We start from the raw sequence: 24,949 nt of genomic DNA, 5'->3' as shown, positions 1-24,949 counted from the left end.
GGGTCAGAGGACGTGCCCCGGCTGTCCGGCGTCCGTGACGACGGGACGGCCCGCGGCCGCCCAGACCTGCATGCCGCCGTCCACGTTCACCGCATCGAGGCCCTGCTGCACCAGATACATCGTGACCTGCGCCGAACGGCCACCGGAACGGCAGATCACGTGGACCCGGCCGTCCTGCGGCGCCGCCTCGGTCAGCTCACCGTACCGGGCGACGAACTCGCTGATGGGAATGTGCAGCGCCCCCTCGGCGTGACCCGCCTGCCACTCGTCGTCCTCGCGGACGTCCAGCAGGAAGTCGCCGTCCTTGAGATCCGTGACCTCGACCGTGGGCACACCAGCTCCGAAACTCATGGCCCCGACGCTACCCGAAGAGCGCCGCCGGACGGCCCGGCTACCCCCGCTCCAGCAGCGCCGCCAGTTCTGCCTCGCGGTCCGCCACGTCCTTGCGGAGCTGCTCAGCGATCTCCGCCAGGAGGGCGTCGGGGTCCTCGGGAGCCAGGCGGAGCATCGAGGCGATCGCGCTGTCCTCCAGTTCGCGGGCGACCAGGGCGAGCAGTTCCTTGCGCTGGGCCAGCCACTCCAGGCGGGCGTAGAGCTCCTCGCTGCGGCTGGGGAGCCGCTCGGCGAGCGCCGGCCCCGCCGCCCACTCCTTGGCCAGCTCCCGCAGCAGCGCCTCGTCACCACGGGCATAAGCGGCGTTGACGCGGGTGAGGAACTCCTCGCGGCGCGCCCGCTCGGGCTCCTCCTGCGCCAGATCCGGGTGGGCCTTGCGGGCCAGCTCGCGGTAGAGCTTGCGGGCCTCCTCGCTGGGCCGGACCCGCTGCGGGGGCCGCACCTCCTGCTCGGTGAGCATCGCGGCGGCCTCCGGGAACAGTCCGTGGCCGTCCATCCAGCCGTGCAGCAGTTCCTCGACACCGGGAATGGGCATCACCCGGGCCCGCGCCTCCTCGGCGCGCCGCAGGTCCTCGGGATCACCGCTGCGGGCGGCCCTGGCCTCGGCGATCTGGGCGTCCAGTTCCTCGAGCCGGGAGTACATCGGGCCGAGCCGCTGCTCGTGCAGCCGGGAGAAGTTCTCGACCTCGACGCGGAAGGTCTCCACCGCGATCTCGAACTCGATCAGGGCCTGCTCGGCGGCCCGCACGGCCCGTTCCAGCCGCTCCTCGGGCCGGGGCGGCTGGGACTGCTCAGCTTCCGGGGTCGTCACCCGACCAGCGTAGGCCACCCGGGCCCGCCCCAGGCCCGGCGCCCGGCCCACTCCTCGGCAGCCGCGCCGCGCCGACGACGACACCACCGACGACACCACCGCGGGGATCGGTGAAGGCCGGTGCCGCACCGTCCCCGCCGCTCGGGCGCACCTGCCTCACACGCCCGGTTCCGCCGCGATCCGCCCCGACCTGACCGCCGCCACCAGGTCCGCGTGATCCGCCTCCGTGCGGTCCGCGTAGGCGACCGCGAACGCGGCCACCGCCTCGTCCAGTTCCTCGTTCTTGCCGCAGTAACCGGCTATCAGACGGGGATCGGCGCTGTGCGAGTGGGCCCGGGCCAGCAGGGCGCCGGTCATACGGCCGTAGTCGTCGAACTGGTCGGCGGCGAGCGCGGCGGGGTCGACGCTGCCCTTGCGGTTGCGGAACTGCCGCACCTGGAACGGCCGCCCGTCGACCGTCGTCCAGCCCAGCAGGATGTCGCTGACGACCTGCATCCGCTTCTGGCCCAGCACCACCCGCCGGCCCTCGTGCTCGACGGACGGCGCCGCGAAACCGGCCGTCGCCAGATGCGGCACCAGCGCGGACGGGCGGGCCTCCTTCACCTGCAGGACCAGCGGCTCGCCGCGGTGGTCCAGGAGCAGCACGACGTACGACCGGGTGCCCACACTGCCCGTGCCGACGACCCGGAACGCCACGTCGTGCACCGTGTGGCGGGCCAGCAGCGGCAGGCGGTCCTCGGAGAGGGACGTGACGTACTGCTCCAGGGACGCCGCAACCGCCGCGGCCTCCGCGTCCGGCACGCGGCGCAGCACCGGCGGGGCGTCGACGAAGCGGTGCCCGCCGTCCTCGGCGGCCTCGGTCGACTTGGCCGCGAACCGCCCGCTGGTGTTGGCCCGCGCCTTCTCCGAGACCCGCTCCAGCGTGCCGAGCAGGTCGTGCGCATCGGTGTGCGAGACGAGTTCCTCGTCGGCGATGGCGTTCCAGGCGTCCAGCACCGGCAGCTTGGCGAGCAGCCGCATGGTGCGCCGGTAGGCGCCCACCGCGTCGTGCGCCGCCTGCCGGCACACGTCCTCGGCGGCGCCCGCCTCCCGGCCCGCCAGCACCAGGGAGGCGGCGAGCCGCTTGAGGTCCCATTCCCAGGGGCCGTGCACCGTCTCGTCGAAATCGTTCAGGTCGATGACCAGACCGCCGCGCGCGTCGCCGTACAGACCGAAGTTGGCCGCGTGCGCGTCCCCGCATATCTGGGTACCGATACGGGTGCTGGGGGTGCGGGCCAGGTCGTACGCCATGAGGCCCGCGGAGCCCCGCAGGAACGCGAACGGCGTCGCCGCCATCCTGCCGACCCGGATCGGCGTGAGCTCGGGAATTCGGCCGCGGCTCGACTCCTCCACGGCGCTCACCGCGTCCGGACGCGCCCCGTCGAGGTCGAGGGCGCGGTGCGCACTGCGCGGGACACCCGCCCGCAGCGCCTTGCCCTCCGCCTTCGGCGAACCCTGCGGCGGCCAGTCGGCGAACCCCCGCACCCGGGGCAGCCGGCGCGCCTCCCCGGCCTCCGTGACCACCACTCCAGCACCGGTCTCGGTCATCGCGACCGCCTCCCCCGCACCCACTCGTACGAACATCAACGCCTGCCGACCGTACAGCCGGTGGCCGAAACAGGTCAGACCCTGTGGACAACTCCACGCCTGTGGAAAACCCGCCGGCCGCAGCGTCCGGCCCCCACGACGGCTCGATCATCGTCAGCCAGGAGTGGCGGCGGCACACCGTCGGGCAGCGCGTCCGGGTCCGGCTCGGCGACGGCACCCCGTAGACCCCGCGGGCCGCCACCGCCACGGCCACCGGCACCGGCGACCACGGCGTCTACGTCACCCCGCGCAACGCCCCCGGCGCGCCGGTCGACCGGGTCGACGTCGCCCTCGCGCCCGGCGGCGACGCGCGCACCGTGGCCGCGGGACCGCGCGGCCGTACACGCCCCGGACGGCCGGGCACTGACCAGGGAACAGTGGCTGCGGGCGACTCGCCCCGGCACCGACCGCACCACCCGCCTCGGCCTGCCGCTGGTCCTGGGCATCGCCCTGCTCGGCACCGCCGTCTCCGTGGCCGAGACCGCCGTGACGGCCGCCTCCGACCGGCGGCACGACCTGGCCGTCCTGCGCCTGACCGGGGCGACCCGGGCGCAGGCGCTGCGGCTGAGGGCGGCCGAGGCCCTGACAGCGGTCGCGCTGGGCGCGCTCCTCGGCCTGCTGGTCACCGCACTCACGCTGCGCCGCCGCACGACCTGAGAGACTCATCACACCGCACGGCATGACCCACCAACGCCTACGGGCCCACCGTGATGATCACGATGGGCCCGTAGCCTCTGTGCGCGAGGGGGGAGTTGAACCCCCACGCCCTTGCGGGCACTGGAACCTGAATCCAGCGCGTCTGCCTATTCCGCCACCCGCGCATTGGGTGTGTCCTCCGGCCCCGTCCCTTTCGGTCCGGCCCCTTCCGACACCCAGAACATTAGCACGTCGGACAGGGTGGATTCACATCCCTTCCCGCCCGCCCCGCTCCCACCCGGCCACGTACCGAAGAGGCCCTGTTCACGTATCAACCTCGTACCGGTCACGGCCATCTCCCCAGGAGGCGGACCGGGTCCACAGCCAGGTGCGGGACACTGGTCTTCACGCCCCTCTACGATCCTTGACAAGAGGAGTTCGAAGGGGAGCCGCTCGGGGAACCGGCTGTTTGCCGGGCCGCGTGGATACGATCAGTAAGCAGTACCAGGCAAGGCAGCAGGAACCGCAGCACGCAACCGCAGCACGCAACCGCAGTACGGCACGGCAGAAGACAGCCACGGAGGAGGTGCCCCATGGGAGTCCTGAAGAAGTTCGAGCAGCGTCTCGAAGGTCTGGTCAACGGCACCTTCGCCAAGGTGTTCAAGTCCGAGGTCCAGCCGGTGGAGATCGCCGGCGCGCTCCAGCGGGAGTGCGACAACAACGCCACCATCTGGAACCGCGACCGGACCGTCGTACCCAACGACTTCATCGTGGAGCTGAGCGCGCCGGACTTCGAGCGCCTCAGCCCCTACTCCGGCCAGCTCGGCGACGAGCTCGCCGGCATGGTGCGCGACTACGCCAAGCAGCAGCGCTACACCTTCATGGGCCCCATCAAGGTCAACCTGGAGAAGGCCGACGACCTCGACACCGGCCTGTACCGGGTGCGCAGCCGCACGCTCGCCTCCTCCAGCAGCCAGCAGGGCCCCTCCGCACCCGCGTCGGCCCCGCCCGCCGGACGCCCCGGCCCGGCCGCCCCCGGCGGATACGGCTACCCGCCGGCCCCCGCCCCGCCCATGCCCGCCGCACCGCCCCCCGGCGCCCGCCCCGGCGGATACGGCTACCCGCAGCCCGCCACCCAGCGGCCCGCGGCCGCACCCATGAGCGGCGGACGCACCCGCTACTGGATCGAGATCAACGGCACCCGCCACCAGATCTCCCGCGCGACGCTCGTGCTGGGCCGCAGCACCGAGGCCGACGTGCGGATCGACGACCCCGGCGTCTCCCGCCGGCACTGCGAGATCCGGACCGGAACGCCCTCGACGATCCAGGATCTCGGCTCCACCAACGGCATCGTGGTGGACGGGCAGCACACCACCCGCGCTACGCTCCGCGACGGCTCGCGGATCGTCGTGGGCAGCACCACCATCATTTACCGGCAAGCCGAAGGGTGAAGCGGGGGCAATGTCAGAGCTGACCCTCACGGTCATGCGGCTGGGTTTCCTGGCCGTACTGTGGCTGTTCGTGATCGTGGCCGTGCAGGTCATCCGCAGCGACCTGTTCGGTACGCGCGTCACCCAGCGCGGAGCGCGCAGGGAGGCCGTGCGCCCCCAGCAGGCCGCGGCCCGGCAGCAGGCCGCGCCCCCGCAGCAGCGCGGCCAGCAGGGCGGCGGCCGGCAACGCCGCAACGCCCCCACCAAGCTGGTCGTGACCGAGGGCACACTGACCGGCACCACCGTCGCGCTCCAGGGCCAGACCATCACCCTGGGCCGCGCCCACGACTCCACGATCGTGCTGGACGACGACTACGCCTCCAGCCGTCATGCCAGGATCTACCCGGACCGCGACGGCCAGTGGATCGTCGAGGACCTCGGCTCCACCAACGGCACGTACCTGGACCGGTCCCGGCTGACGACTCCCACACCGATCGCGCTGGGCGCCCCGATCCGCATCGGCAAGACCGTCATCGAGCTGCGGAAGTAGTGCTACATCATGGATAGGCGCGAGCGGAGCGAGCACGCAGCGGCGGACCGCACCCCGGTCTCCGGCGCGCTCCCGACCGGAGGGTGGGCAGTGTGGCTCGACACGACCGGCTGTACCCGGAGCCGACAGGCGAGGTGCGCATGAGTCTGTCACTGCGCTTCGCCGCCGGATCGCACAAAGGCATGATCCGGGAGGGCAACGAGGACTCCGGTTACGCCGGTCCGCGTCTGCTCGCCATCGCCGACGGCATGGGCGGCGCCGCGGCCGGCGAGGTCGCCTCCTCCGAGGCGATCTCCACACTGGTCACCCTCGACGACGACGTACCCGGCTCGGACCTCCTCACTTCCCTCGCCGCCGCCGTGCAGCGCGCCAACTCCGAACTGCGCGCCATGGTCGGCGAGGACCCGCAGCTCGACGGCATGGGCACCACCCTCACCGCCCTGCTGTGGACCGGACAGCGACTCGGCCTCGTACACGTCGGCGACTCGCGTGCCTACCTGCTGCGCGACGGCGTCCTCACCCAGATCACCCAGGACCACACCTGGGTGCAGCGGCTCGTCGACGAGGGCCGGATCACCGAGGAAGAGGCCACCACCCACCCCCAGCGGTCCCTCCTCATGCGGGCCCTGGGCACCAGCGACCACGTCGAGCCCGACCTGTCCGTCCGCGAGGTACGGGCCGGCGACCGCTACCTGATCTGCTCCGACGGCCTCTCCGGCGTCGTCTCCCACCAGACGATGGAGGAGACCCTCGCCAGCTACCAGGGCCCGCAGGAGACCGTCCAGGAACTCATCCAGCTCGCGCTGCGCGGCGGCGGCCCCGACAACATCACCGTGATCATCGCCGACGTCCTCGACCTGGACACCGGCGACACCCTCGCCGGACAGCTCTCCGACACCCCCGTCGTGGTCGGCGCCGTCGCCGAGAACCAGCACCAGCTGAACGACAACGGCATCATGCAGACCCCGGCCGGCCGTGCCTCCGGCCTCGGCCGCCAGGGCCACGGCCAGGGCGGCGGCGAGTTCGGCCCGCCCGGCAGCGGCGACACCACCGGCTACACCCCCACCGGCAGCTTCGGCGACTACACCGACGCCGACTTCGTCAAGCCCGGCAAGGGCCGCAGGTGGTTCAAGCGGTCCCTGTACGGCACCCTCGCCCTCGCCGTCATCGGCGGCGGCCTCTACGGCGGCTACCGCTGGACCCAGACCCAGTACTACGTCGGCGCCAAGGGCGAACACGTGGCGCTGTACCGGGGCATCAGCCAGGACCTCGCCTGGGTGTCCCTGTCGAAGGTGGAGAAGGACCACCCCGAGATCGAACTCAAGTACCTGCCGCCCTACCAGCAGAAGCAGGTCAAGAACACGATCGCGGAAGGCGGCCTCACCGACGCCCAGGCAAAGGTCGACGAACTCGCCGTCCAGGCCTCCGCCTGCAAGAAGGAGACCGAACGCCAGACGGCCTCCGCCAACAGCGCCAAGAACGCCGAGAACAACGCCAAAACCGGCCAGGACAAGACCTCCGGCACCACGGGAACCACGAACACCTCCTTCACGTCCAAGGCCTCACCGACACCGAACCCGTCGGGCAGCAAGACGCCGTCCCCTTCGAATTCGAAGTCTCCGTCCACGACCCCGTCCGCGACCCCCAGCCCCGGCCCCACCCTCTCGGAGGATGAGCAGAAGGTCGTCTCGCTGTGCGGTAAGCAGTAGGCAAGCCGTGAGAGGCCCCGTCACACGATGAGCACTACCAACCCGTCGACGCACCACACGTCCACCATCGGCGCCATCGGCGCACCCAGCAGACGCAACACCGAGCTCGCCCTCCTGGTGTTCGCCGTCGCCATCCCGGTGTTCGCCTACGCCAACGTGGGCCTGGCCATCAACGACCAGGTACCCGCCGGCCTCCTGAGCTACGGCCTCGGCCTCGGCCTGCTGGCCGGGATCGCCCACCTCGTCGTACGCAAGTTCGCTCCGTACGCCGACCCGCTGCTGCTGCCGCTGGCCACCCTGCTCAACGGCCTCGGGCTCGTCGTAATCTGGCGGCTGGACCAGTCGAAGCTGCTGCAGTCGCTGCCCACCTACGTCACAGCGGCACCCCGCCAGCTGCTGTACACGGCGCTGGGCATCGCTCTGTTCGCCGTAGTGCTGATCTTCCTGAAGGACCACCGTGTCCTGCAGCGCTACACCTACATCTCCATGTTCTGCGCCCTGATCCTGCTGGTCCTGCCGCTGGTGCCGGGCCTCGGGGCCAACGTCTTCGGCGCCAAGATCTGGATCCGGGTCCCGGGTCTGGGCACCCTCCAGCCCGGCGAGTTCGCGAAGATCGTCCTCGCCGTCTTCTTCGCCGGATACCTGATGGTCAAGCGCGACGCCCTGGCCCTGGCCAGCCGCCGGTTCATGGGGCTGTACCTGCCGCGCGGCCGCGACCTCGGCCCCATCCTGGTCGTCTGGGCGATCTCGATCCTCATCCTGGTGTTCGAGACCGACCTCGGCACCTCGCTGCTGTTCTTCGGCATGTTCGTGATCATGCTGTACGTCGCCACCGAGCGGACCAGCTGGATCGTCTTCGGTCTGCTGATGTCCGCGGCCGGCGCGGTCGGCGTGGCCAGCTTCGAGCCGCACATCCAGACGCGTGTCCAGGCCTGGCTCGACCCGATGCGCGAGTACAAGCTCAGCCGCACCCCGGGCGTCACCGGACTCCACTCCGACCAGCTGCAGCAGGCCCTCTGGGCCTTCGGCTCCGGGGGGACCCTCGGTACCGGCCTCGGCCAGGGCCACTCGGACCTGATCCGGTTCGCCGCCAACTCCGACTTCATCCTCGCCACCTTCGGCGAGGAACTGGGCCTGGCCGGCATCATGGCGATCCTCCTGCTCTACGGCCTGATCGTGGAGCGCGGCGTGCGCACCGCCCTCGCCGCCCGCGACCCCTTCGGCAAGCTGCTCGCCGTCGGCCTGTCCGGTGCCTTCGCGCTCCAGGTCTTCGTGGTGGCCGGCGGCGTGATGGGCCTCATCCCGCTGACCGGTATGACCATGCCGTTCGTCGCGTACGGCGGTTCCTCCGTACTGGCCAACTGGTCGCTCATCGGCATCCTCATCCGCATCAGCGACACCGCCCGCCGCCCCGCGCCCGCCCCCGCCAGCAACCCCGACGCCGAGATGACCCAGGTGGTCCGCCCGTCATGAACAAGCCGCTACGCCGGATCGCGCTCTTCTGCGGCCTCCTCGTCCTCACCCTGCTCATCCGGGACAACTGGCTGCAGTACGTCAAGGCAAACAGCCTCAAGGACGACCCCAACAACCGCCGCGTCACCATCGCGCGTTACTCCACGCCCCGCGGCGACATCATCGTCGACGGCGACCCGATCACCGGCTCCACCGAGACGAAGAACGGCGACCTCAAGTACAAGCGCACCTACAAGAACGGCCCCATGTGGGCGCCGGTCACCGGGTACGCCTCGCAGGCCTTCGGCGCCAACCAGCTCGAGTCCATCGAGGACGGCATCCTCACCGGCGACGACGACCGCCTCTTCTTCCGCAAGACCCTCGACATGGTCACGGGCAAGCCGCAGCAGGGCGGAAACGTCGTCACCACGCTCAGCGCGGACGCGCAGAAGGCCGCGTTCGGCGGTCTGCAGAGGCAGGGCAGCAAGGGCGCCGTGGTCGCCCTGGAGCCCTCAACGGGCAAGATCCTGGCCCTGGCCTCCTACCCGTCGTACGACCCCTCGTCCTTCGCGGGCAACTCCACGACGACGGACTCCAAGGCCTGGACCAAGCTCCAGAAGAAGAACAATCCCGCCGACCCGATGCTCAACCGGGCACTGCGCGAGACCTACCCGCCGGGCTCCACCTTCAAGGTGGTCACCGCCGCGGCCGCGCTGGAGAACGGGCTGTACTCCTCCGCCGACCAGAAGACCGACTCGCCGCTGCCCTACATCATGAAGGGCACCACGACCGAGCTGAAGAACGAGGGCAACATCCCCTGCAAGGACGCGACCATGCGCATCGCGCTCCGCTACTCCTGCAACACCGTCTTCGGCAAGATCGGCTCCGACCTCGGCAACGACAAGATGCTCGCCGAGGCGAAGAAGTTCGGCTTCGACAGCGAGCAGTTCACCCCGGTGCGCTCCAGCGCCTCGGTGTTCTCCGACAAGATGAACTCGTCGCAGACCGCGCTGTCCTCGATCGGCCAGTTCAACACCGCCGCCACCCCGCTGCAGATGGCCATGGTCGCCTCCGCCGTCGCCAACGACGGCAAGCTGATGAAGCCGTACATGGTCGACGAACTGCAGTCCTCCAACCTCGACCCGGTCGCCAAGACCGACCCCGAGGAGATGAGCCAGCCGCTGTCGCCCCAGAACGCCCAGATCCTGCAGTCGATGATGGAGACGGTCGTCAAGGAGGGCACGGGCACGAAGGCGCAGATCAGCGGGGTCACCGTCGGCGGCAAGACCGGTACCGCCCAGCACGGCGTCGCCAACAGCGAGAACCCGTACGCCTGGTTCATCTCCTACGCCAAGCTCCCCGACGGCAGCTCCCCGGTCGCCGTCGCCGTGGTGATCGAGGACGAACAGGCCAACCGCGACGACATCTCCGGCGGCGGCCTCGCGGCCCCGATCGCGAAGAGCGTGATGGAGGCGGTCATCAACTCCAAGAAGTGACTCCGCTCACGTCCCCCACACATCGGTGCACGTTGCGATACCGGTCCTGTATCGGGTGACGGGCTTGGCCAGGTCACACAGAGCGAGCCGGGTACGGTAGGCCCGGACGGCAGCCTCCGGCCGCACACCCACGTGCCGGCCGGGACCGACGGAGAGGGCTGGTAGGGAACTATGGAAGAGCCGCGTCGCCTCGGCGGCCGGTACGAGCTGGGCCAGGTGCTCGGCCGTGGTGGCATGGCCGAGGTCTACCTCGCGCATGACACACGCCTCGGCCGCACCGTGGCGGTGAAGACGCTCCGCGCCGACCTCGCGCGCGATCCGTCCTTCCAGGCCCGGTTCCGCCGGGAGGCCCAGTCGGCCGCCTCGCTCAACCATCCCGCGATCGTCGCGGTCTACGACACGGGCGAGGACTACATCGACGGGGTCTCGATCCCGTACATCGTGATGGAGTACGTCGACGGTTCCACGCTCCGTGAGCTCCTGCACAGCGGCCGCAAGCTGCTGCCGGAGCGAGCCATGGAGATGACCATCGGCATCCTCCAGGGCCTGGAGTACGCCCACCGCAGCGGCATCGTCCACCGCGACATCAAGCCGGCGAACGTCATGCTGACCCGCAACGGCCAGGTCAAGGTGATGGACTTCGGCATCGCCCGCGCGATGGGCGACGCCGGCATGACGATGACGCAGACCGCGGCGGTCATCGGCACCGCGCAGTACCTCTCGCCGGAACAAGCCAAGGGCGAGCAGGTCGACGCCCGCTCGGACCTCTACTCGACCGGCTGCCTCCTCTACGAGCTGCTCACGGTCCGGCCGCCCTTCGTCGGCGACTCCCCGGTGGCCGTCGCCTACCAGCACGTCCGCGAGGAACCCCAGCCGCCGAGCGTCTTCGACCCCGAGATCACGCCCGAGATGGACGCCATCGTCCTCAAGGCCCTGGTCAAGGACCCGGACTACCGCTACCAGTCCGCCGACGAGATGCGCGCCGACATCGAGGCCTGCCTCGACGGCCAGCCCGTCGCGGCCACCGCGGCGCTCGGCTCCGTCGGCTACGGCGGCTACCCGGACGAGGCCCCCACGACCGCGCTCCGCTCCGACGCGGGCCCCGCGGGCGCCACCACGATGCTGCCGCCCATGAACCCGGACGACGGCGGCTACGGCTACGACGACCGCCCCGACCGGCGCCGCCAGCCGAAGAAGAACAACACCTCCACGGTCCTGCTCGTCGTGGCCGGCCTCCTGGTACTGGTCGGCGCGATCCTGATCGGGAAGTGGGCGTTCCCCGGGGGCGACTCGGGGAACGACACCGTCCAGACTCCGAACTTCGTCGACCTCACACAGTCGGACGCCGAACAGAGGGCCGACAACGTCGGCCTGAAGGTCTCGATCGCCAAGAAGGCTTGCGGCAAACCGGCGAAAACGGTCTGCTCCCAGGACCCCACCCCGAACACGGACGTGAAGAAGGGCGACACCGTCACCCTGACCGTGTCGACGGGAACGCCGAAGGTCACCGTGCCGGACGTTCGCGGCATCCAGTTCGACCAGGCCGAGGCCCAGCTCAAGGACAAGGGCTTCGAGGTCGACAAGAAGGTCGAGGTGTCCACCCAGACGCCAGGCGTCGTCACCGCCCAGGACCCGGCCGGCGGCACGTCGAAGCAGAAGGGCTCGACCATCACCCTCACCGTCGCCAAGGCCGAGGACAAGGCGACCGTGCCCGACGTCACCGACAAGTCCTGCGACGACGCCAAGGCGCAGATGACGGCCAACAACCTGGTCGGCAACTGCACCGAGGTCGAGACCGACGACAACTCCAAGGTCGGCAAGGTCATCTCGACCGACCCGCAGGCCGGCACCCAGCTCAGCAAGAACTCGACGGTGCAGATCCAGATCGGCAAGGCCAAGCAGAACCAGCAGACACAGGTCCCCAACCTCCAGGGCCAGACCCTGAAGGACGCCAGGAAGCTCCTCCAGCAGGCGGGCCTCCAGCTCGGCAACATCACCGGGTCCCAGGACGACAACGCCATCGTCTTCAGCTCCGACCCCGGCGCGGGCAGCACGGTCGACAAGGGCACCTCGGTCAACGTGGTCGCGGTCGCCCAAGGCGGCAACAACAACGGCGGCGGCAACAACGGCGGCACCAACATCTTCGGCGGTGTCGGCGGCTGACATCAGCCTCGACCGAAAGGCGCCGGAGCACTCCCGAGTGCTCCGGCGCTCTGTCGTCGCCGCCGTACGAAATGCACGAGCGCTCCCTTGACACTCGCACAGCTGCGCCCCTGCCGATCGTGTCTTCATATGTCACGACTCGTTGATCAGGTCGGGTGGGGAATCGAGTCACTGCCCCGGCCGGACGGCCACAACACGAGCCAAAGGGGCAGAACGTGATCAACGAATCGGTACTGCTGGAATCGAAGAGCCTGCGCGACAGCGTGCAGGATCGCACCGACGTACTCGACCGCGTGAAGGTACTGTCACTCCTCCCGGACGGGATGCATGTGACGACTGCGATGGTTGCGGCGTACTTCGGGGTCACCGTCGAAGCGATCCGGCAGCTGAAGGCACGGCACCGCGAGGAACTCGCGCGCAATGGAATGGTGACACTCCAGGGCCCTGACCTCGCACAATTCAAGCGTGACATCTTGTCACGCTATCCGGGAAGTTATCCACAGCCGCGATCGAGCCTCACTCTCTACTCCCGCCGGGCCGTCCTCAATGTCGCCATGCTCCTCCGGGACAGCGAAGTCGCACGTCAGGTGCGTGTGTACCTCCTGGACATGGAATATCTGGCCCGGACACAGCCTGTGGACCACCCCGTCCACACGGCAGCCCCCTCCCTCGACGACCACATCGACCGACGCATCACCCACATCCTCGGGAAGACCGTCGTCCCCATGTTCAACGCCCTGATCGAGGCATCGAGCGAACACCGCCGCGAGCTCATCGCCCTCCGCGACGACATCCGGAACGTCGAGCAGCGGCTGTGCTGGCACCACCGACGGCTCAGCACCCTGGAAGGAGACGCGCCGGCGGATCAGGTCCGGGCTGCCATCAGTGCCATGACCTGGCAGGCGTTCGAGCGCCACGTCGCCGACCTGCTCCGCCGGGACGGCTGCACGGATGTCGTCGTACGACGGGCCCACAGCGACCGGGGCATCGACATCACCGGCCGCACGGCCGACGGACGCACCCTGGCCGTCCAGTGCAAGAACCGGGCCGGCCGGTAGACCGTCCCCAGCGCGGACATGCAGAAGTTCGCCGGTGCGGCACGAGCCGTCGACCGCGTCGACGTGGCTCTCTTCGTCGCCACGTCCTGCTTCAGCAGCGAAGCGCAGGCCATCGCCGACCTCACCGGAGTCATCACCGTGAACCGCGACGAGGTGGAGGCCTGGAGCGCGGGAGCGCCTCTCAAGGCGCTGCGCTGACCACGGCAGGAGGCCCGAAGTCGCAAGAGCAAGTTGCGGCTTCGGGCCTCCGTCATGCTAACCGCGCAGCTCCTTCGGCGGTGTCCGCCTGCTGTCCACCCTGTCCACCCGGACCAGTTCCCCCCACACCACGTACCGGTACCGGGACGTGTACACCGGCGTGCACGTGGTCAGGGTGATGTAGTGGCCGGGCTTCTTGACGCCCGACTCCTTCGGGACCGAGGTCAGGACCCTGACGTTGTACTTCGAGGTCTCCGGGAGGACGGCGTAGACCTTGTAGACGTACCACTTGTCCTTCGTCTCGAAGACGATCGGGTCGCCCTTCTCCACCTTGTCGATGTTGTGGAACTTGGCACCGTGACCGTCCCGATGGGCCGCGAGCGTGAAGTTGCCCTTCTTGCCGGAGGTCGGCAGCGTGGCCTTGACGGGGTCCGTGTAGTAGCCGGCGACGCCGTCGTTCAGGACGTTCGTCGACGTGCCCTTCTCGACCAGGACCTCGCCGTTCTTCATCGAGGGAACGTGCAGGAAGCCGATGCCGTCCTTGGTGTCCAGCGCCCCGGGCCCGCTGCTCGACGGGCCCTGGGCCCAGTCGTCGCGGACCTTGTCGGCCTGCTTGTGCGCCGTGCGGTCGGCGACGACGTTCGTCCACCACAGGGAGTAGACGACGAAGAGGCCGAGCACCAGGCCCGCCGTGATGAGGAATTCACCGAAAAAGCTGACCGCCGCGGCGACCCGGCCGGTGCCCCGGCGCCGAGGTGCGGGCGCCGCCGCGGGCGCCCCCGGGTGTTCTTCGGTGTCGTCGGCGGTCGCTGCCACTGTTTCATCTGCCCTTACTCGACGAGCGCATCCGGCTTGCCCTTGCTGCGCGGCCGTTCCTCGACCATCTTGCCCCAGACGATCAGCCGGTACTTGCTCGTGAACTCCGGCGTACACGTGGTGAGGGTGATGTAGCGGCCCGGCTTGGTGAACCCCGACCCCTTCGGGACGGGATCCAGCACGCTCGTGTTGGACGGCGCCGTCACCGGCAGCATCGACGTCATCTTGTAGACGAAGTACGTGTCCTGCGTCTCCACGACCACCGCGTCGCCCGTCTTCAACCGGTTGATGTACCGGAAGGGCTCCCCGTGCGTGTTGCGGTGCGCGGCCAGACCGAAGTTGCCGGTCTTCGCGTCCGGCATCGCCGTCTTCAGCGGGCCCTCGCCGTAATGACCGACCATGCCCTTGTCGAGCACCCCCTTGTTGCTGACGCCCTCCGCGATCGGCGCCACCACGTCCAGCTTGGGAATGTGCAGGATCGCGAAACCCTGCCCCGGCTCGAAGGTCCCCGGCGCGCGCCTGCCGCTCGCCCAGTCCTGCTGGAGAGTGTTCGCCTCCTTGCCGGCCTGGGCGTGCGCCCGGACGTTCGTCCACCACAGCTGGTAGGTGACGAACAGCAGCATCAGCACACCGGTGGTGATGAACACCTCACCGATCGCCCGGCTGGCCACGACCGCCGCCCCCGGCTTGCTGGCCCGCGCCTGCCGACGGGCCTCCACACGGGACAGCGGCACCCCGGACCCCGCCCCCGCCGAAACTCCCTCCGACAGCTCCTGCGCCGCCTCCCGCGCACCGCCATGACGCCCGCCACGCCGCCTGGCGGCCTTTCTGCGGGCCGCTCGGCCACCCGGCGCGGGTCGACCGGCGGACGTGACCGAAGACGCCCCAGAAGCCCCGCCAGACGCCGTCAGGGGCGGTGGATCCGGTATCCGCAGCGCCACCGTCTCCTCGTCGATGGGAGCCTCGTGCGGCGACATGCCGTAGGACCCGTACGACGCGCCGCCGTACGAGTCCTCGCGCTCGGGGCGCAGCGCGGTCACGCCGTGGCCCTGCCCACCACCGGGGCGAGCCCCGCCGACCTCGCCACGGCACCCTGGTCGCCGCACTCCACCAGCCAGTTGGCCAGCATCCGGTGTCCGTGCTCGGTCAGCACCGACTCGGGGTGGAACTGCACCCCCTCGACCGGGAGTTCGCGGTGACGCAGCCCCATGATGATCCCGTCGTGCGTACGGGCCGTGACCTCCAGCTCCGCCGGGACGGTGGCCGGCTCCGCGGCCAGCGAGTGGTAGCGGGTGGCCGTGAAGGGGGACGGCAGCCCGGCGAACACACCCTTGCCCCCGTGCTCCACCAGCGAGGTCTTGCCGTGCAGCAGCTCCGGCGCGCGGTCCACCACCCCGCCGTACGCCACCTGCATCGACTGCATGCCCAGACAGACACCGAAGACGGGCACACCGGTCGCGGCGCAGTGCCGGACCATGTCGACGCAGACACCCGCCTCCTCCGGCGTTCCGGGCCCCGGGGACAGCAGCACACCGTCGAAACCGTCCTGGGCGTGCGCCGTCGACACCTCGTCGTTGCGCAGCACCTCGCACTCGGCGCCCAGCTGGTACAGGTACTGGACCAGATTGAAGACGAAGCTGTCGTAGTTGTCGACGACGAGAATCCGCGCACTCACTGGTTGTCCACCGTCACATCGTTGAAGGGCAGCAGCGGTTCGGCCCAGGGGAACACGTACTGGAAGAGGACGTAGACCACGGTCAGAACCAGCAGGAGTGAGATCAGCGCCTTCACCCACGTGCTTCCCGGCAGATGCCGCCAGATCCAGCCGTACATGCCGTCCCTTCCGTTCCACCACGGCACCAGACCCACGCCGTACGTCACCAGACTAACGGCGCAGAGCCTCCGGTTCGCCTGCCTCCACAGGCTGTGTGGAGTCCAGGTGCGCCCAGACGATCAGCCGGTGACTGTGCCCCCATTCGGGATCGCACGTGGTCAACGTCAGATACCGGCCCGGACGCGTGTACCCCGATGTACGTGGCACAGCGTCGATCACTTCAACATCGCCCGGCACCGTTTTGTAGGGACCTTTGTCGATCCGATACGTGAACCAGGTCGATCCGTCCGTCAGTACGACCGCGTCCCCGGACCTCAGTTCCGGAAAGTCCTCGAAAGGGTCGCCGTACGTCCTGCGGTGGCCGGCGACGGCGAAGTTGCCCTCCTGACCCAGCCGCGCGGTGCGCGGGTAGTGGGCGAGCCCCTTCTTCAGCACCGCGGTGCCGGTGCCCTCGAGCACGGGCTTGTTCCACGTGAAACCGAACCGCGGGATGTACATGATCGCGAAAGGCCTGCCGTACGTGTACCGCGCGGGCCCCGGCGCGGGCTTCCCCGGGCCCCGCGACGCGGCGACCGTGGGATGCCCGGCCCCCTTCGACCACTGCTGGTGCAGCCGGTCGATCTGGTCGTTCATCTCACTGTCGGCCTTCACACCGGTCCAGAACAGCACATAGACCACGAACAGCACGATCAAGGTGCCCACGGTGATGCAGAGCTCGCTCACGGTCCTGACGATCACGCGCACCGGCGGCTCCTGGCGGGGGCACCTACTTCACGGGCTTCGCGTAGTGCAGGTCCACTGTGCCCGAGTAGCCGGGCAGAGTCACCGTCCCGTCCTCGGTCACTTTCCAGCCGAGGCCGTAGACGTTGACGTACACCATGTAGGTCTGGATCGCCTGCGAGTCCGCCAGCGCCTGCTGCAGCCGCCCCGGGTCGCCGACCGCCGTGATCTTGTACGGCGGCGAGTAGACACGGCCCTGAAGGATCAGCGTGTTGCCCACACAGCGCACGGCACTGGTGGAGATCAGCCGCTGGTCCATGACCTTGATCCCCTTGGCCCCGCCCTGCCACAACGCGTTCACCACGGCCTGGAGGTCCTGCTGGTGGATGACGAGGTAGTCGGGCTGCGGCTCGGGATAGCCGGGCAGCTTGGCCGTGGCGTTCGGCGGGGCGTCGTTGAGCGTGACCGTGATCGCCTTGCCCTTGAGCTTCTCCGTCCCCGCGTCCTTCTCCAGCCCGGAGAGCTTCTCGTCCTGCGCCTTGGTACTGCCGTCGTCCCGCTCCGCCAGCGACTCGACGTCGTCCCGCAGCGTCGCGTTGGACTCATCCAGCCCCTTGTTCTTGTGGCTGCGCTCCTGGATGAGGTCGGACAGCTTCAGCAAGGAGGAGTCCGTACGGATGTCCGTGCCCTTGGCCGTGTCGAAGCTGGTGAAGAAGATCAGCCCGGCAAGGGCGAAGACCGCCGCGGTCAGGATCCGCACCGGCCGGAAACGGGACGCGCGGGCAGGGCCGGAACCCATTGATCCCGTACCGGGGGAGTCGGCAGAATTGCTCAACGTACCCTTATCTCCTTCGGCGCCGCGGAAGCACTACGCTAACGGACGCCCGGGGGAGCGCTCAGTGTGCCCTTGCTGTCCCCTTGTACGCTGCCCCGGAGCCCGACCCAGTTACCTGCGCGGCCACGCAGCGCATCGACAGGAGAGACCCTCGTGCCGAAGTCACGTATCCGCAAGAAGGCTGACTACACGCCGCCGCCGTCGAAGCAGGCCACGGCCATCAAGCTGACCAACCGTGCCTGGGTCGCGCCCGTCATGCTGGCGATGTTCCTCATCGGTCTGGCCTGGATCGTCGTCTTCTACGTGACCGACGGTTCGCTGCCGATCGACAAGCTGGACAACTGGAACATCGTGGTCGGCTTCGGCTTCATCGCCGCGGGGTTCGCCGTCTCCACCCAGTGGAAGTAGCGGCTGCGTCCGGGTGAACACAGCTCTGCCCAGGGCTATCCGCTGAGTTATCCACAAGCATTGTCCACACGTTGGGGAAAAGAAAGACGATCTGTGGATAACCTGCGGGAGGTTGACACCGGTATGACTGGCCTACCGGTAGCCTCACCGCCCGACGTCCCCTGCCCGACCTGGGAAAACACGCCTGAGCGGCAGGGGGCGCAACTGGTGCCGCACACTATGCACAAGATCGGGCACAGACTGTGGACAACGGTTCGGTATCAGGTGAGCTGAGCCGTCCTGACCAGCGTCAACAGCACCACCACGGCCAGGACCAGCGCACAGGTGCCGTACTGGACCAGGGCGCGCCGTCGGCGCGGGGCGTGCACCATGGCGTAGCCGCACGCGACGCCTGCCACGAGGCCGCCGATGTGGGCCTGCCAGGCGATGCCGCTGAATCCGAAGGTGAAGATGAGGTTGATCACCAGTAGGGCGATGATCGGCCGCATGTCGTAGTTGAGTCGGCGCATCAGGACGGCTGTCGCACCGAAGAGGCCGAAGATCGCGCCGGAGGCGCCGAGCGAAGGCTGATTGGGTGCGGCGATCATGTAGGTGAGCGCGCTGCCGGCCAAGCCCGAGGTGAAGTACAGGGCGAGGTAGCGGGCGCGGCCGAGGGCGGCTTCCAGGGGGCCGCCGATCCACCACAGACTGAGCATGTTGAACAGGATGTGGACGTAGCCGCCGTGCAGGAACATGGCGGTGACCAGCCGGTAGTACTGGCCATCCGCGACGCCTTCCAGGGGACCGTAAGCCGAGAACGGCGCATGTCCCACGAGTACGAAGCGGTTGGTGAAGTCGTCGCCGAGCGCCAGCTGGAGCAAGTAGACGAGCAGGTTGATCCCGATGAGGATCTTGGTGACCAGCCGTGGGTCGGCGGTGAGCGTGCCTCCGGCGACCGTCCGGGGCCGGGAGGCGGCCGGAGGGCGGCCGGTGCCGGCGCCGGTTCGGACGCATTCGGGGCACTGGAAGCCGACGGAGGCGCTGACCATGCACTCGGGGCAGATGGGGCGTTCGCAGCGGGTGCAGCGGATGCCGGTCTCGCGGTCCGGGTGCCGGTAGCACACGGGCACGCTCCTGGCGTCCTGTGCGCGGCCTGCGGCCTCCTGGTCCATGGGGTCACCTCGGTCGTCTCGTGGGCACTGCGCCGCCCCCGCTCATCCCTACGGACGAGCGGGACGATTGGTTCCCCGATCGGTCCGGGGCCGGTCAGCCTTCGCGGCGCTCGACGACGATCGTCTCGATGACGACGTCGTTGACCGGGCGGTCGTTGGGCTTGGTGGTGGGGGCGGCGGCGATGGCGTCCACGACCTTCTGGCCGGCCGGGTCGGTGACCTCGCCGAAGATGGTGTGCTTGCGGTTCAGCCAGGTGGTCGGGGAGACGGTGATGAAGAACTGCGAGCCGTTGGTGCCGGGGCCGGCGTTGGCCATGGCGAGCAGGTAGGGCTTGTTGAAGGACAGGTCCGGGTGGAACTCGTCCTCGAACTCGTAGCCGGGGCCGCCGATGCCGGTGCCGAGCGGGTCGCCGCCCTGGATCATGAAGCCGCTGATCACCCGGTGGAAGACCGTGCCGTCGTAGAGCTTGTCGCGGCTGGTCACGCCGGTGGCCGGGTGCTTCCACTCGCGCTCGCCCTGGGCGAGCTCGACGAAGTTCCTGACCGTCTTGGGCGCGTGGTTCGGGAAGAGCCGGACCTCGATGTCGCCGTGGTTGGTCTTCAGGGTGGCGTAGAGCTGCTCGGCCACGATCTGCCTTCCGTTGTCTCCTGTGACCCCCTGATCCTCGCACGCTGCGGACCGTGCGTCCGCCGACCGTGTCGAGTGGGCGCGAATCGTCCCGGGGCGGGCGCGCGCGGCGGTGATTCGTGGCATTGTCGGGATTGTCGGCGACAGGATCGGTTGCCCCGTATTCACCCGCTCTTGGTGTGGGGCGTGGGGTGTGAGCGGTTCGGTCGGCACCCGTATGCCCGTCCTCGCATGCCCAGTCTCCCGCGGACAGGCATGATCCGTAAAAGGGCGGAAAGTCGAAATACCGTACGCCACCGAGGAGGAGGAACCCGTGACCCGCATCGACAGCGTGCGCGCCGCGACCGGCTCGGCGAAGGACAGCGTGCTGCACGCCGCGGAAGTGGTGGCGCCCTACGCCGACACGGCCAAGGAGCGTGCCGCGCACTACGCGCAGGAGGCACGCGTACGGCTCGCGCCCAAGGTGTCGCAGGCCGCCGAACAGGCCCGCGTGCAGTATGACGCCCGTCTCGCGCCCCGGCTGGAGCAGGCGCGGGCGCAGGCCCTGTCCCATGTGCCACCGAAGGTCGACCAGGCCGCCCATGAGGCCGCGGTCCGAACCCGCAAGGCCGCCAGGCAGGCGGCGGAGTACTCGCGGCCGAAGATCGAGCAGGCGGTGGCCGTGGCCGGGCCGGTACGTGACGAGGCGGCGGCTCGGGGTGCCGCGGCGCTGGCCGCGCTGCGCGGCCAGGTCTCGCCCAAGGAGATCCAGAAGCTGGCTCGCAAGCACCGGCGGCGGGCCAGGGCCGGCCGGGTCGCCAAGGCGCTGGCCGTGGCGGGGGCGGTGGCCGGGGCCGCTTTCGCGGCCTGGAAGTGGTGGGACAAGCAGGCCAATCCCGACTGGCTGGTGGAGCCGCCCGCCGCGACGGAGGTGCCCGAGTCGGGCCGGCTGTCGTCGGTCGACGGCAGTGGGCAGGCCCCGCTGGATCCCGAGGTGCAGGCCAAGCAGGCCGAGGAGGAGTCGGCGGACCGCGACGAGCGCGGCTGACGGCGGTTCTCGAGCGTCTGCGGCAGGACGGGGCGGGAGGTCTTCGGGCCTCCCGCCCCGTCGTGTTGCCGGTGGCGAGCGGCGACCGGTAGGTCACATTCCCACCTTCATCGCAAACAACTGCAAATCATCGCAAATCACTCATTCATCACCCGGTCGGTCCGCACACGACCCCCCAAGGACCGCAAGCGATCACGCCCGCGGCACTCAAAAGCCCCTCCGATCTGCTTTCCGCAGATCGGAGGGGCTTTTCGGGGTGGAGCCTAGGGGAGTCGAACCCCTGACATCTGCCATGCAAAGACAGCGCTCTACCAACTGAGCTAAGGCCCCGGGACGCCTGTATCCACCGGAGGAATCACTCACCGGCGGGCGCCGCAGACCAGAGTACCGGGTCACCCCCGGGATCTCGCAAAAAAGTTGGGGTCCCCGTCGGCGACCACGCTCCGTAAGATGCCCCTCGTGGTTCGCTACAGCGAACCCACGTTCAGGGGAAGCGATGGGGAGACGCAATGGACGCCGCACAGCAGGAAGCCACCGCAAGAGCGCGGGAGCTGCAGCGGAACTGGTACGGGGAGCCGTTGGGGGCGCTCTTCCGTAAGCTCATCGACGATCTCGGTCTCAACCAGGCTCGTCTCGCGGCGGTCCTGGGACTGTCCGCGCCGATGCTGTCGCAGCTGATGAGCGGTCAGCGCGCGAAGATCGGCAATCCGGCGGTCGTCCAGCGGGTGCAGCTGCTGCAGGACCTGGCGGGGCAGGTCGCGGACGGCAGCGTCAGCGCGGCCGAGGCGACCGAGCGCATGGAGGAGATCAAGAAGTCACAGGGGGGATCGGTGCTCAGCAACACCACTCAGACGACGAGCAGTTCGGGGGCGCCCACGGTCAAGCGGGTGGTCCGCGAGATCCAGTCGCTGCTGCGCTCGGTGGCCGCCGCCGGCGACATCATCGACGCCGCCGACACCCTCGCCCCGAGCCATCCGGAGCTGGCGGAGTTCCTGCGCGTCTACGGCGCCGGCCGCACCTCGGACGCGGTCACGCACTACCAGTCCCACCAGAGCTGAGTCCGCGGCCCGGGGAAGGGTCGTCACTCGCATCACGGGGGAAGCACGTCACGGGGGAAGCACGTGACGGGGGAAGCACGTGACGGGGGAAGCACGTGACGGGGGAACAACACGGGGCCTCAGGGGGAGGAGCGACGGACAGCCATGGGTGAGGTCTTCGCCGGGCGGTACGAACTGGTCGACCCGATCGGACGCGGCGGAGTCGGCGCCGTCTGGCGCGCCTGGGACCACCGCCGTCGCCGCTACGTCGCCGCGAAGGTGCTGCAGCAGCGCGACGCCCACTCCCTCCTGCGCTTCGTACGGGAACAGGCCCTGCGCATCGACCATCCGCATGTGCTCGCCCCGGCGAGCTGGGCCGCCGACGACGACAAGGTCCTGTTCACCATGGAGCTGGTCACCGGTGGCTCCCTGGTCCACCTGGTCGGGGACTACGGTCCTCTGCCGCCCGGTTTCGTCTGCACGCTCCTCGACCAGTTGCTGGCCGGTCTCGCCGCCGTGCACGCCGAGGGAGTCGTCCACCGGGACATCAAGCCCGCCAACATCCTGCTGGAGGCCACCGGTACCGGACGGCCCCGCCTGCGGCTGTCCGACTTCGGCATCGCGATGCGGCTGGGTGAGCCGCGCCTGACGGAGACCAACCTCGTGGTGGGGACACCCGGCTACCTCGCCCCCGAGCAGATGCTGGGCGCCGAACCGGACTTCCCCGCCGACCTGTTCGCCGTCGGCCTGGTCGCGCTGTACCTGCTCCAGGGCGCCAAGCCGGACGCCAAGGCGCTCGTCCAGTACTTCGTGGAACACGGCACACCCGGTGCGCCCAAGGGCGTTCCCGAGCCGCTGTGGCAGGTCGTGGCCGCTCTGCTGCAACCGGACCCACAGGCCCGTTTCCGCACCGCCACAGGAGCGCGCAAGGCCCTCGCCGCCGCCGTGGAACTCCTGCCGGAGCCGGGCCCCGACGAGGAACTGATCGAGATCTTCGATCAAATCGGTCCCCTGCCTCCGGGATTCGGCCCGGACGGGCCACCGGGAGCGGAGTCCGGGGCAGCGGCTTACGAGGGCGCGAGTACGGAACCGGAGCCGGGCACGGGCACAGGCACGAGCACGGGCCACTCCGTTTCGGACACCGGCAGCTTCCGCCTCCCACCGCCGCAGCAACCGCCCACCCCGTCCCCCACCCCGACTCCCACACCCACACCCACACCCACGCCGTCACCGCCACCGCCGACGCCGACGACCCAGAGCCACAACCCGGCGCACGCCCCGTACGCCCCGCCCCCCTCCTTCGGCCCGCCCTCGTACCCTCACACCCCACCGCACCCCCACACCCCCACCGTCCCCTACACCGCGCAGGTCCCCCAAGCCGCACCTGCCCCATCCCCCACTGCCCCACCTGCCGCAGGTACCACGCAGGGCGCACGCGCCACGCACGCCGCACGCCACCGCCGTCCCGGCCCCCCGCCCAAGGTCGTGGTTCCGGTACTGCTGCTCGCGCTGGCCTGCTACGCGGTCGGGTTCTGGGCGCTGACCCGCGTCTGAGCCGCGGTCCTGCGCCGTGCTGTCAGGGCCCACAGGCCGAGTCCCAGGACCAGGACCGTCCCGGTGCCGATCCCGCCGACGGCGAGGGCCTTCATGGTGGTGTCGCCGCCGGGGGCCTCACCCGTGGCGGCGGCCTGCCGGTCGCCGGCGGTGACCTCGAAGCGTCTCGGGGGCGCGGACTGCCCGGTGTACCCGGGGCCCGCGTGCGGCGTGCCGTCGACGCGGACGCGCAGGGTCAGCCCGTACGCCGTGTCGCCGAAGGTGTCGGCGACCTGCCCGCTGAGGTGGACGGCGAGGTAGTAGGAGCCGGCGAAGCGCATGGCGTCGACCCGGCTGCTCGCGGCGTACCTGTTGGTGTACTCGACGGGCGGCAGGGGGGCGAGGGCTGCCGTCGCCTGCCGGCCCCGGTAGCCGCAGGAGGCGTCGGTGACCTCACCGCGGGCGGGGTTGTACAGGGACAGGCCGAGGGCGCCGGTCACATAGCCGCGGTCGTCGGCGGAGCTGCCGAGTTCGGCGGTGGCGTACAGCTGCTGGCCCCAGTCGACGGGGACCCGGTAGAAGAGGGTCTGGCCGGGCCGGATGCGGGTGTCCCAGACACCTCGCTCCAGTGGCCGGGCCGCGGCGAAGCCCGCGCCGCCGGTGCGGGGGCGGGCGTCGCCGGTGAGGGGTTCGGGGGTGGCGGAGTTCCAGGCCTCGGGCGCCGTGGTGGCGTCGGCCCCGGCGCGGGGCGGTTCGGTGACCGGGACGAGTTCGAGGCCCCAGTCCTGCGCCGAGGAGGCTCCCCCGGTACCGGTCGCGTCGAGGCGTTCGACGACCAGGTAGAACGTGCCCGTCCCCTGGCAGAGCGTTCGGCCCGCCTCACGCGTCCCCAGCGCGGTCACGGGGTGCGGGCTCAGGCCTCCGCCGAAGTCGGCGGTGTCGGTGGAGCAGGTGGTGCCGTCGGCGGCCTGCATCGAGACGCGGACGCCGTCGGTGGCGGCGACCGTGGCGTCGGGCGGGGGGACGGCGGTGACGGCGACGTAGGCGGTCGCCGGGCCGGTGAGGTCCAGGCGGTAGTGGAGCTTGGCGTTCTTCCCGAGGGAGCTGCGGTAGGTCTCACCGGGCTCGAGGTCTTCGGCGTCCGTGGTGCCGGTCGTGCCCTTCACGGTCCGCGCCCCCGGGTCGAAGGCGTAGCCGCCGGGTGTCCCGGTCGTGGTGCCGTCGGCGGCCGCGATGCCGCCCGGCAGGGCGATCGCCGCGCCCGTCAGGACCCCGGTGACGGCGAACCGTACCGCCGTACGGCACCATGCCCTGCTCCATCGGGCCCCGCGCCACCGCCCCGTCCCCATGCCCCACCGCCCCCTCGCGCCGATACCGGACCGTCGACCATCCTGCAACACGAAACCCCGACCGCGAGGGCGGTCGGGGCCTGCTCAGA

The 24,949-nt window shown here is 70.0% G+C and carries 24 protein-coding genes, 2 tRNA genes and 1 pseudogene; 13 read left to right on the top strand and 14 right to left on the bottom strand.

All coding sequences use genetic code 11. From position 1 onward, the window contains the following. Window positions 1-3 precede the first annotated feature (3 nt). From ABZX30_RS06670 to ABZX30_RS06660, 3 genes are all read right to left on the bottom strand, one after another. Window positions 4-333, bottom strand: coding sequence for a rhodanese-like domain-containing protein (locus ABZX30_RS06670; RefSeq protein ID WP_355929880.1), 330 nt, complete (start codon window positions 331-333; stop codon window positions 4-6). Window positions 334-391: 58 nt separating this feature from the next. Beyond that, window positions 392-1,204 (bottom strand): hypothetical protein, encoded by an 813-nt coding sequence (locus ABZX30_RS06665; protein ID WP_355929668.1) that lies wholly within the window; start codon window positions 1,202-1,204, stop codon window positions 392-394. A gap of 156 nt (window positions 1,205-1,360) precedes the next feature. After that, window positions 1,361-2,791 (bottom strand): DUF2252 domain-containing protein, encoded by a 1,431-nt coding sequence (locus ABZX30_RS06660; protein WP_355929667.1) that lies wholly within the window; start codon window positions 2,789-2,791, stop codon window positions 1,361-1,363. 83 nt (window positions 2,792-2,874) lie between these two features. Here ABZX30_RS06660 and ABZX30_RS06655 point away from each other — a divergent pair, with 83 nt between their 5' ends. Both ABZX30_RS06655 and ABZX30_RS06650 read left to right on the top strand, forming a co-directional pair. Then, a complete protein-coding gene (locus tag ABZX30_RS06655) occupies window positions 2,875-3,015 on the top strand; it encodes a hypothetical protein (RefSeq protein ID WP_355929665.1) in 141 nt (46 codons plus the stop codon). A gap of 286 nt (window positions 3,016-3,301) precedes the next feature. Continuing rightward, a complete protein-coding gene (locus tag ABZX30_RS06650) occupies window positions 3,302-3,487 on the top strand; it encodes an FtsX-like permease family protein (RefSeq protein WP_355929663.1) in 186 nt (61 codons plus the stop codon). Between the two features lie 80 nt (window positions 3,488-3,567). Here the strand turns inward: ABZX30_RS06650 and ABZX30_RS06645 are convergent. After that, a tRNA-Leu gene (locus tag ABZX30_RS06645) sits at window positions 3,568-3,651 on the bottom strand. Between the two features lie 408 nt (window positions 3,652-4,059). On the opposite strand from ABZX30_RS06645, the gene ABZX30_RS06640 reads away from it, so the two are divergent. The 7 genes and pseudogenes from ABZX30_RS06640 (at window position 4,060) to ABZX30_RS06610 (ending at window position 13,522) form a co-directional block, all read left to right on the top strand. Then, entirely contained in the window at window positions 4,060-4,917 is an 858-nt protein-coding gene (locus ABZX30_RS06640; protein ID WP_355929661.1) for a DUF3662 and FHA domain-containing protein, read from the top strand. A 10-nt stretch (window positions 4,918-4,927) separates the two neighbouring features. Continuing rightward, window positions 4,928-5,446 (top strand): FHA domain-containing protein, encoded by a 519-nt coding sequence (locus tag ABZX30_RS06635; RefSeq protein ID WP_355929658.1) that lies wholly within the window; start codon window positions 4,928-4,930, stop codon window positions 5,444-5,446. 140 nt (window positions 5,447-5,586) lie between these two features. Then, the gene (locus ABZX30_RS06630) at window positions 5,587-7,155 is read left to right on the top strand and encodes a Stp1/IreP family PP2C-type Ser/Thr phosphatase (protein WP_355929657.1); all 1,569 of its coding nucleotides are present in this window, start codon (window positions 5,587-5,589) and stop codon (window positions 7,153-7,155) included. 27 nt (window positions 7,156-7,182) lie between these two features. Next, window positions 7,183-8,628, top strand: a complete 1,446-nt coding sequence (locus tag ABZX30_RS06625) for an FtsW/RodA/SpoVE family cell cycle protein (protein WP_355929654.1) — start codon at window positions 7,183-7,185, stop codon at window positions 8,626-8,628. Continuing rightward, a complete protein-coding gene (locus ABZX30_RS06620) occupies window positions 8,625-10,103 on the top strand; it encodes a penicillin-binding protein 2 (RefSeq protein WP_355929652.1) in 1,479 nt (492 codons plus the stop codon). The genes ABZX30_RS06625 and ABZX30_RS06620 overlap by 4 nt, the downstream gene beginning before the upstream one ends. A gap of 171 nt (window positions 10,104-10,274) precedes the next feature. After that, a complete protein-coding gene (gene pknB, locus ABZX30_RS06615) occupies window positions 10,275-12,266 on the top strand; it encodes a Stk1 family PASTA domain-containing Ser/Thr kinase (RefSeq protein WP_355929650.1) in 1,992 nt (663 codons plus the stop codon). A 323-nt stretch (window positions 12,267-12,589) separates the two neighbouring features. Then, window positions 12,590-13,522: pseudogene (locus ABZX30_RS06610) on the top strand (restriction endonuclease). 57 nt (window positions 13,523-13,579) lie between these two features. On the opposite strand, the gene ABZX30_RS06605 reads toward ABZX30_RS06610, so the two are convergent. The 6 genes from ABZX30_RS06605 to ABZX30_RS06580 are packed head-to-tail and all read right to left on the bottom strand — an operon-like array spanning window position 13,580 to window position 17,727. Continuing rightward, complete coding sequence (locus ABZX30_RS06605; RefSeq protein ID WP_355929648.1) at window positions 13,580-14,338, bottom strand: class E sortase; 759 nt, start codon at window positions 14,336-14,338, stop codon at window positions 13,580-13,582. Between the two features lie 14 nt (window positions 14,339-14,352). After that, a complete protein-coding gene (locus ABZX30_RS06600; protein WP_355929645.1) occupies window positions 14,353-15,378 on the bottom strand; it encodes a class E sortase in 1,026 nt (341 codons plus the stop codon). Then, window positions 15,375-16,013 (bottom strand): aminodeoxychorismate/anthranilate synthase component II, encoded by a 639-nt coding sequence (locus ABZX30_RS06595; RefSeq protein WP_093500774.1) that lies wholly within the window; start codon window positions 16,011-16,013, stop codon window positions 15,375-15,377. Before ABZX30_RS06595 ends, ABZX30_RS06600 begins: the two co-directional genes overlap by 4 nt. Continuing rightward, on the bottom strand, window positions 16,010-16,219 hold the full coding sequence (locus tag ABZX30_RS06590) for a hypothetical protein (RefSeq protein WP_355929900.1): 210 nt from the start codon (window positions 16,217-16,219) through the stop codon (window positions 16,010-16,012). The genes ABZX30_RS06595 and ABZX30_RS06590 overlap by 4 nt, the downstream gene beginning before the upstream one ends. 4 nt (window positions 16,220-16,223) lie before the next feature. After that, on the bottom strand, window positions 16,224-16,916 hold the full coding sequence (locus ABZX30_RS06585) for a class E sortase (RefSeq protein ID WP_355929642.1): 693 nt from the start codon (window positions 16,914-16,916) through the stop codon (window positions 16,224-16,226). A gap of 22 nt (window positions 16,917-16,938) precedes the next feature. Then, window positions 16,939-17,727 (bottom strand): DUF881 domain-containing protein, encoded by a 789-nt coding sequence (locus ABZX30_RS06580; protein ID WP_355929640.1) that lies wholly within the window; start codon window positions 17,725-17,727, stop codon window positions 16,939-16,941. Between the two features lie 153 nt (window positions 17,728-17,880). On the opposite strand from ABZX30_RS06580, the gene crgA reads away from it, so the two are divergent. Continuing rightward, window positions 17,881-18,135: a cell division protein CrgA gene (gene crgA, locus ABZX30_RS06575; RefSeq protein WP_355929639.1), complete on the top strand. Its 255-nt coding sequence runs from the start codon at window positions 17,881-17,883 to the stop codon at window positions 18,133-18,135. 260 nt (window positions 18,136-18,395) lie between these two features. On the opposite strand, the gene ABZX30_RS06570 is transcribed toward crgA, so the two are convergent. Together ABZX30_RS06570 and ABZX30_RS06565 are read right to left on the bottom strand one after the other, a co-directional pair. After that, window positions 18,396-19,286: a rhomboid family intramembrane serine protease gene (locus tag ABZX30_RS06570; RefSeq protein ID WP_355929636.1), complete on the bottom strand. Its 891-nt coding sequence runs from the start codon at window positions 19,284-19,286 to the stop codon at window positions 18,396-18,398. A 94-nt stretch (window positions 19,287-19,380) separates the two neighbouring features. Continuing rightward, window positions 19,381-19,914, bottom strand: coding sequence for a peptidylprolyl isomerase (locus ABZX30_RS06565; protein ID WP_355929634.1), 534 nt, complete (start codon window positions 19,912-19,914; stop codon window positions 19,381-19,383). 313 nt (window positions 19,915-20,227) lie between these two features. On the opposite strand from ABZX30_RS06565, the gene ABZX30_RS06560 reads away from it, so the two are divergent. Then, complete coding sequence (locus ABZX30_RS06560) at window positions 20,228-20,941, top strand: DUF5324 family protein (RefSeq protein WP_355929631.1); 714 nt, start codon at window positions 20,228-20,230, stop codon at window positions 20,939-20,941. A 257-nt stretch (window positions 20,942-21,198) separates the two neighbouring features. On the opposite strand, the gene ABZX30_RS06555 is transcribed toward ABZX30_RS06560, so the two are convergent. Beyond that, window positions 21,199-21,271: transfer RNA gene (locus ABZX30_RS06555), tRNA-Ala, on the bottom strand. Between the two features lie 179 nt (window positions 21,272-21,450). Here ABZX30_RS06555 and ABZX30_RS06550 point away from each other — a divergent pair. Both ABZX30_RS06550 and ABZX30_RS06545 read left to right on the top strand, forming a co-directional pair. Further along, window positions 21,451-21,999, top strand: coding sequence for a DNA-binding protein (locus ABZX30_RS06550; RefSeq protein ID WP_355929628.1), 549 nt, complete (start codon window positions 21,451-21,453; stop codon window positions 21,997-21,999). A 144-nt stretch (window positions 22,000-22,143) separates the two neighbouring features. Beyond that, window positions 22,144-23,532: a serine/threonine-protein kinase gene (locus tag ABZX30_RS06545; RefSeq protein ID WP_355929625.1), complete on the top strand. Its 1,389-nt coding sequence runs from the start codon at window positions 22,144-22,146 to the stop codon at window positions 23,530-23,532. Here the strand turns inward: ABZX30_RS06545 and ABZX30_RS06540 are convergent. After that, a complete protein-coding gene (locus ABZX30_RS06540; RefSeq protein WP_355929622.1) occupies window positions 23,496-24,860 on the bottom strand; it encodes a hypothetical protein in 1,365 nt (454 codons plus the stop codon). The genes ABZX30_RS06545 and ABZX30_RS06540 overlap by 37 nt on opposite strands. Between the last annotated feature and the right edge of the window lie 89 nt (window positions 24,861-24,949).

Source organism: Streptomyces sp. NPDC004542 (assembly GCF_040610035.1).
Taxonomy (GTDB): Bacteria; Actinomycetota; Actinomycetes; order Streptomycetales; family Streptomycetaceae; genus Streptomyces.
The sequence above is the reverse complement of the archived record's forward strand: the minus strand, read 5'-3'. Positions and strand labels throughout refer to the sequence as shown.

Coding starts and splice junctions, on each gene's coding strand:
- ABZX30_RS06660 (WP_355929667.1), bottom strand. CDS start 2,791: ATGACCGAGACCGGTGCTGGAGTGGTGGTCACGGAGGCCGGGGAGGCG.
- ABZX30_RS06640 (WP_355929661.1), top strand. CDS start 4,060: ATGGGAGTCCTGAAGAAGTTCGAGCAGCGTCTCGAAGGTCTGGTCAAC.
- ABZX30_RS06635 (WP_355929658.1), top strand. CDS start 4,928: ATGTCAGAGCTGACCCTCACGGTCATGCGGCTGGGTTTCCTGGCCGTA.
- ABZX30_RS06630 (WP_355929657.1), top strand. CDS start 5,587: ATGAGTCTGTCACTGCGCTTCGCCGCCGGATCGCACAAAGGCATGATC.
- ABZX30_RS06625 (WP_355929654.1), top strand. CDS start 7,183: ATGAGCACTACCAACCCGTCGACGCACCACACGTCCACCATCGGCGCC.
- ABZX30_RS06620 (WP_355929652.1), top strand. CDS start 8,625: ATGAACAAGCCGCTACGCCGGATCGCGCTCTTCTGCGGCCTCCTCGTC.
- pknB (WP_355929650.1), top strand. CDS start 10,275: ATGGAAGAGCCGCGTCGCCTCGGCGGCCGGTACGAGCTGGGCCAGGTG.
- ABZX30_RS06570 (WP_355929636.1), bottom strand. CDS start 19,286: ATGGACCAGGAGGCCGCAGGCCGCGCACAGGACGCCAGGAGCGTGCCC.
- ABZX30_RS06550 (WP_355929628.1), top strand. CDS start 21,451: ATGGACGCCGCACAGCAGGAAGCCACCGCAAGAGCGCGGGAGCTGCAG.
- ABZX30_RS06545 (WP_355929625.1), top strand. CDS start 22,144: ATGGGTGAGGTCTTCGCCGGGCGGTACGAACTGGTCGACCCGATCGGA.
- ABZX30_RS06540 (WP_355929622.1), bottom strand. CDS start 24,860: ATGGGGACGGGGCGGTGGCGCGGGGCCCGATGGAGCAGGGCATGGTGC.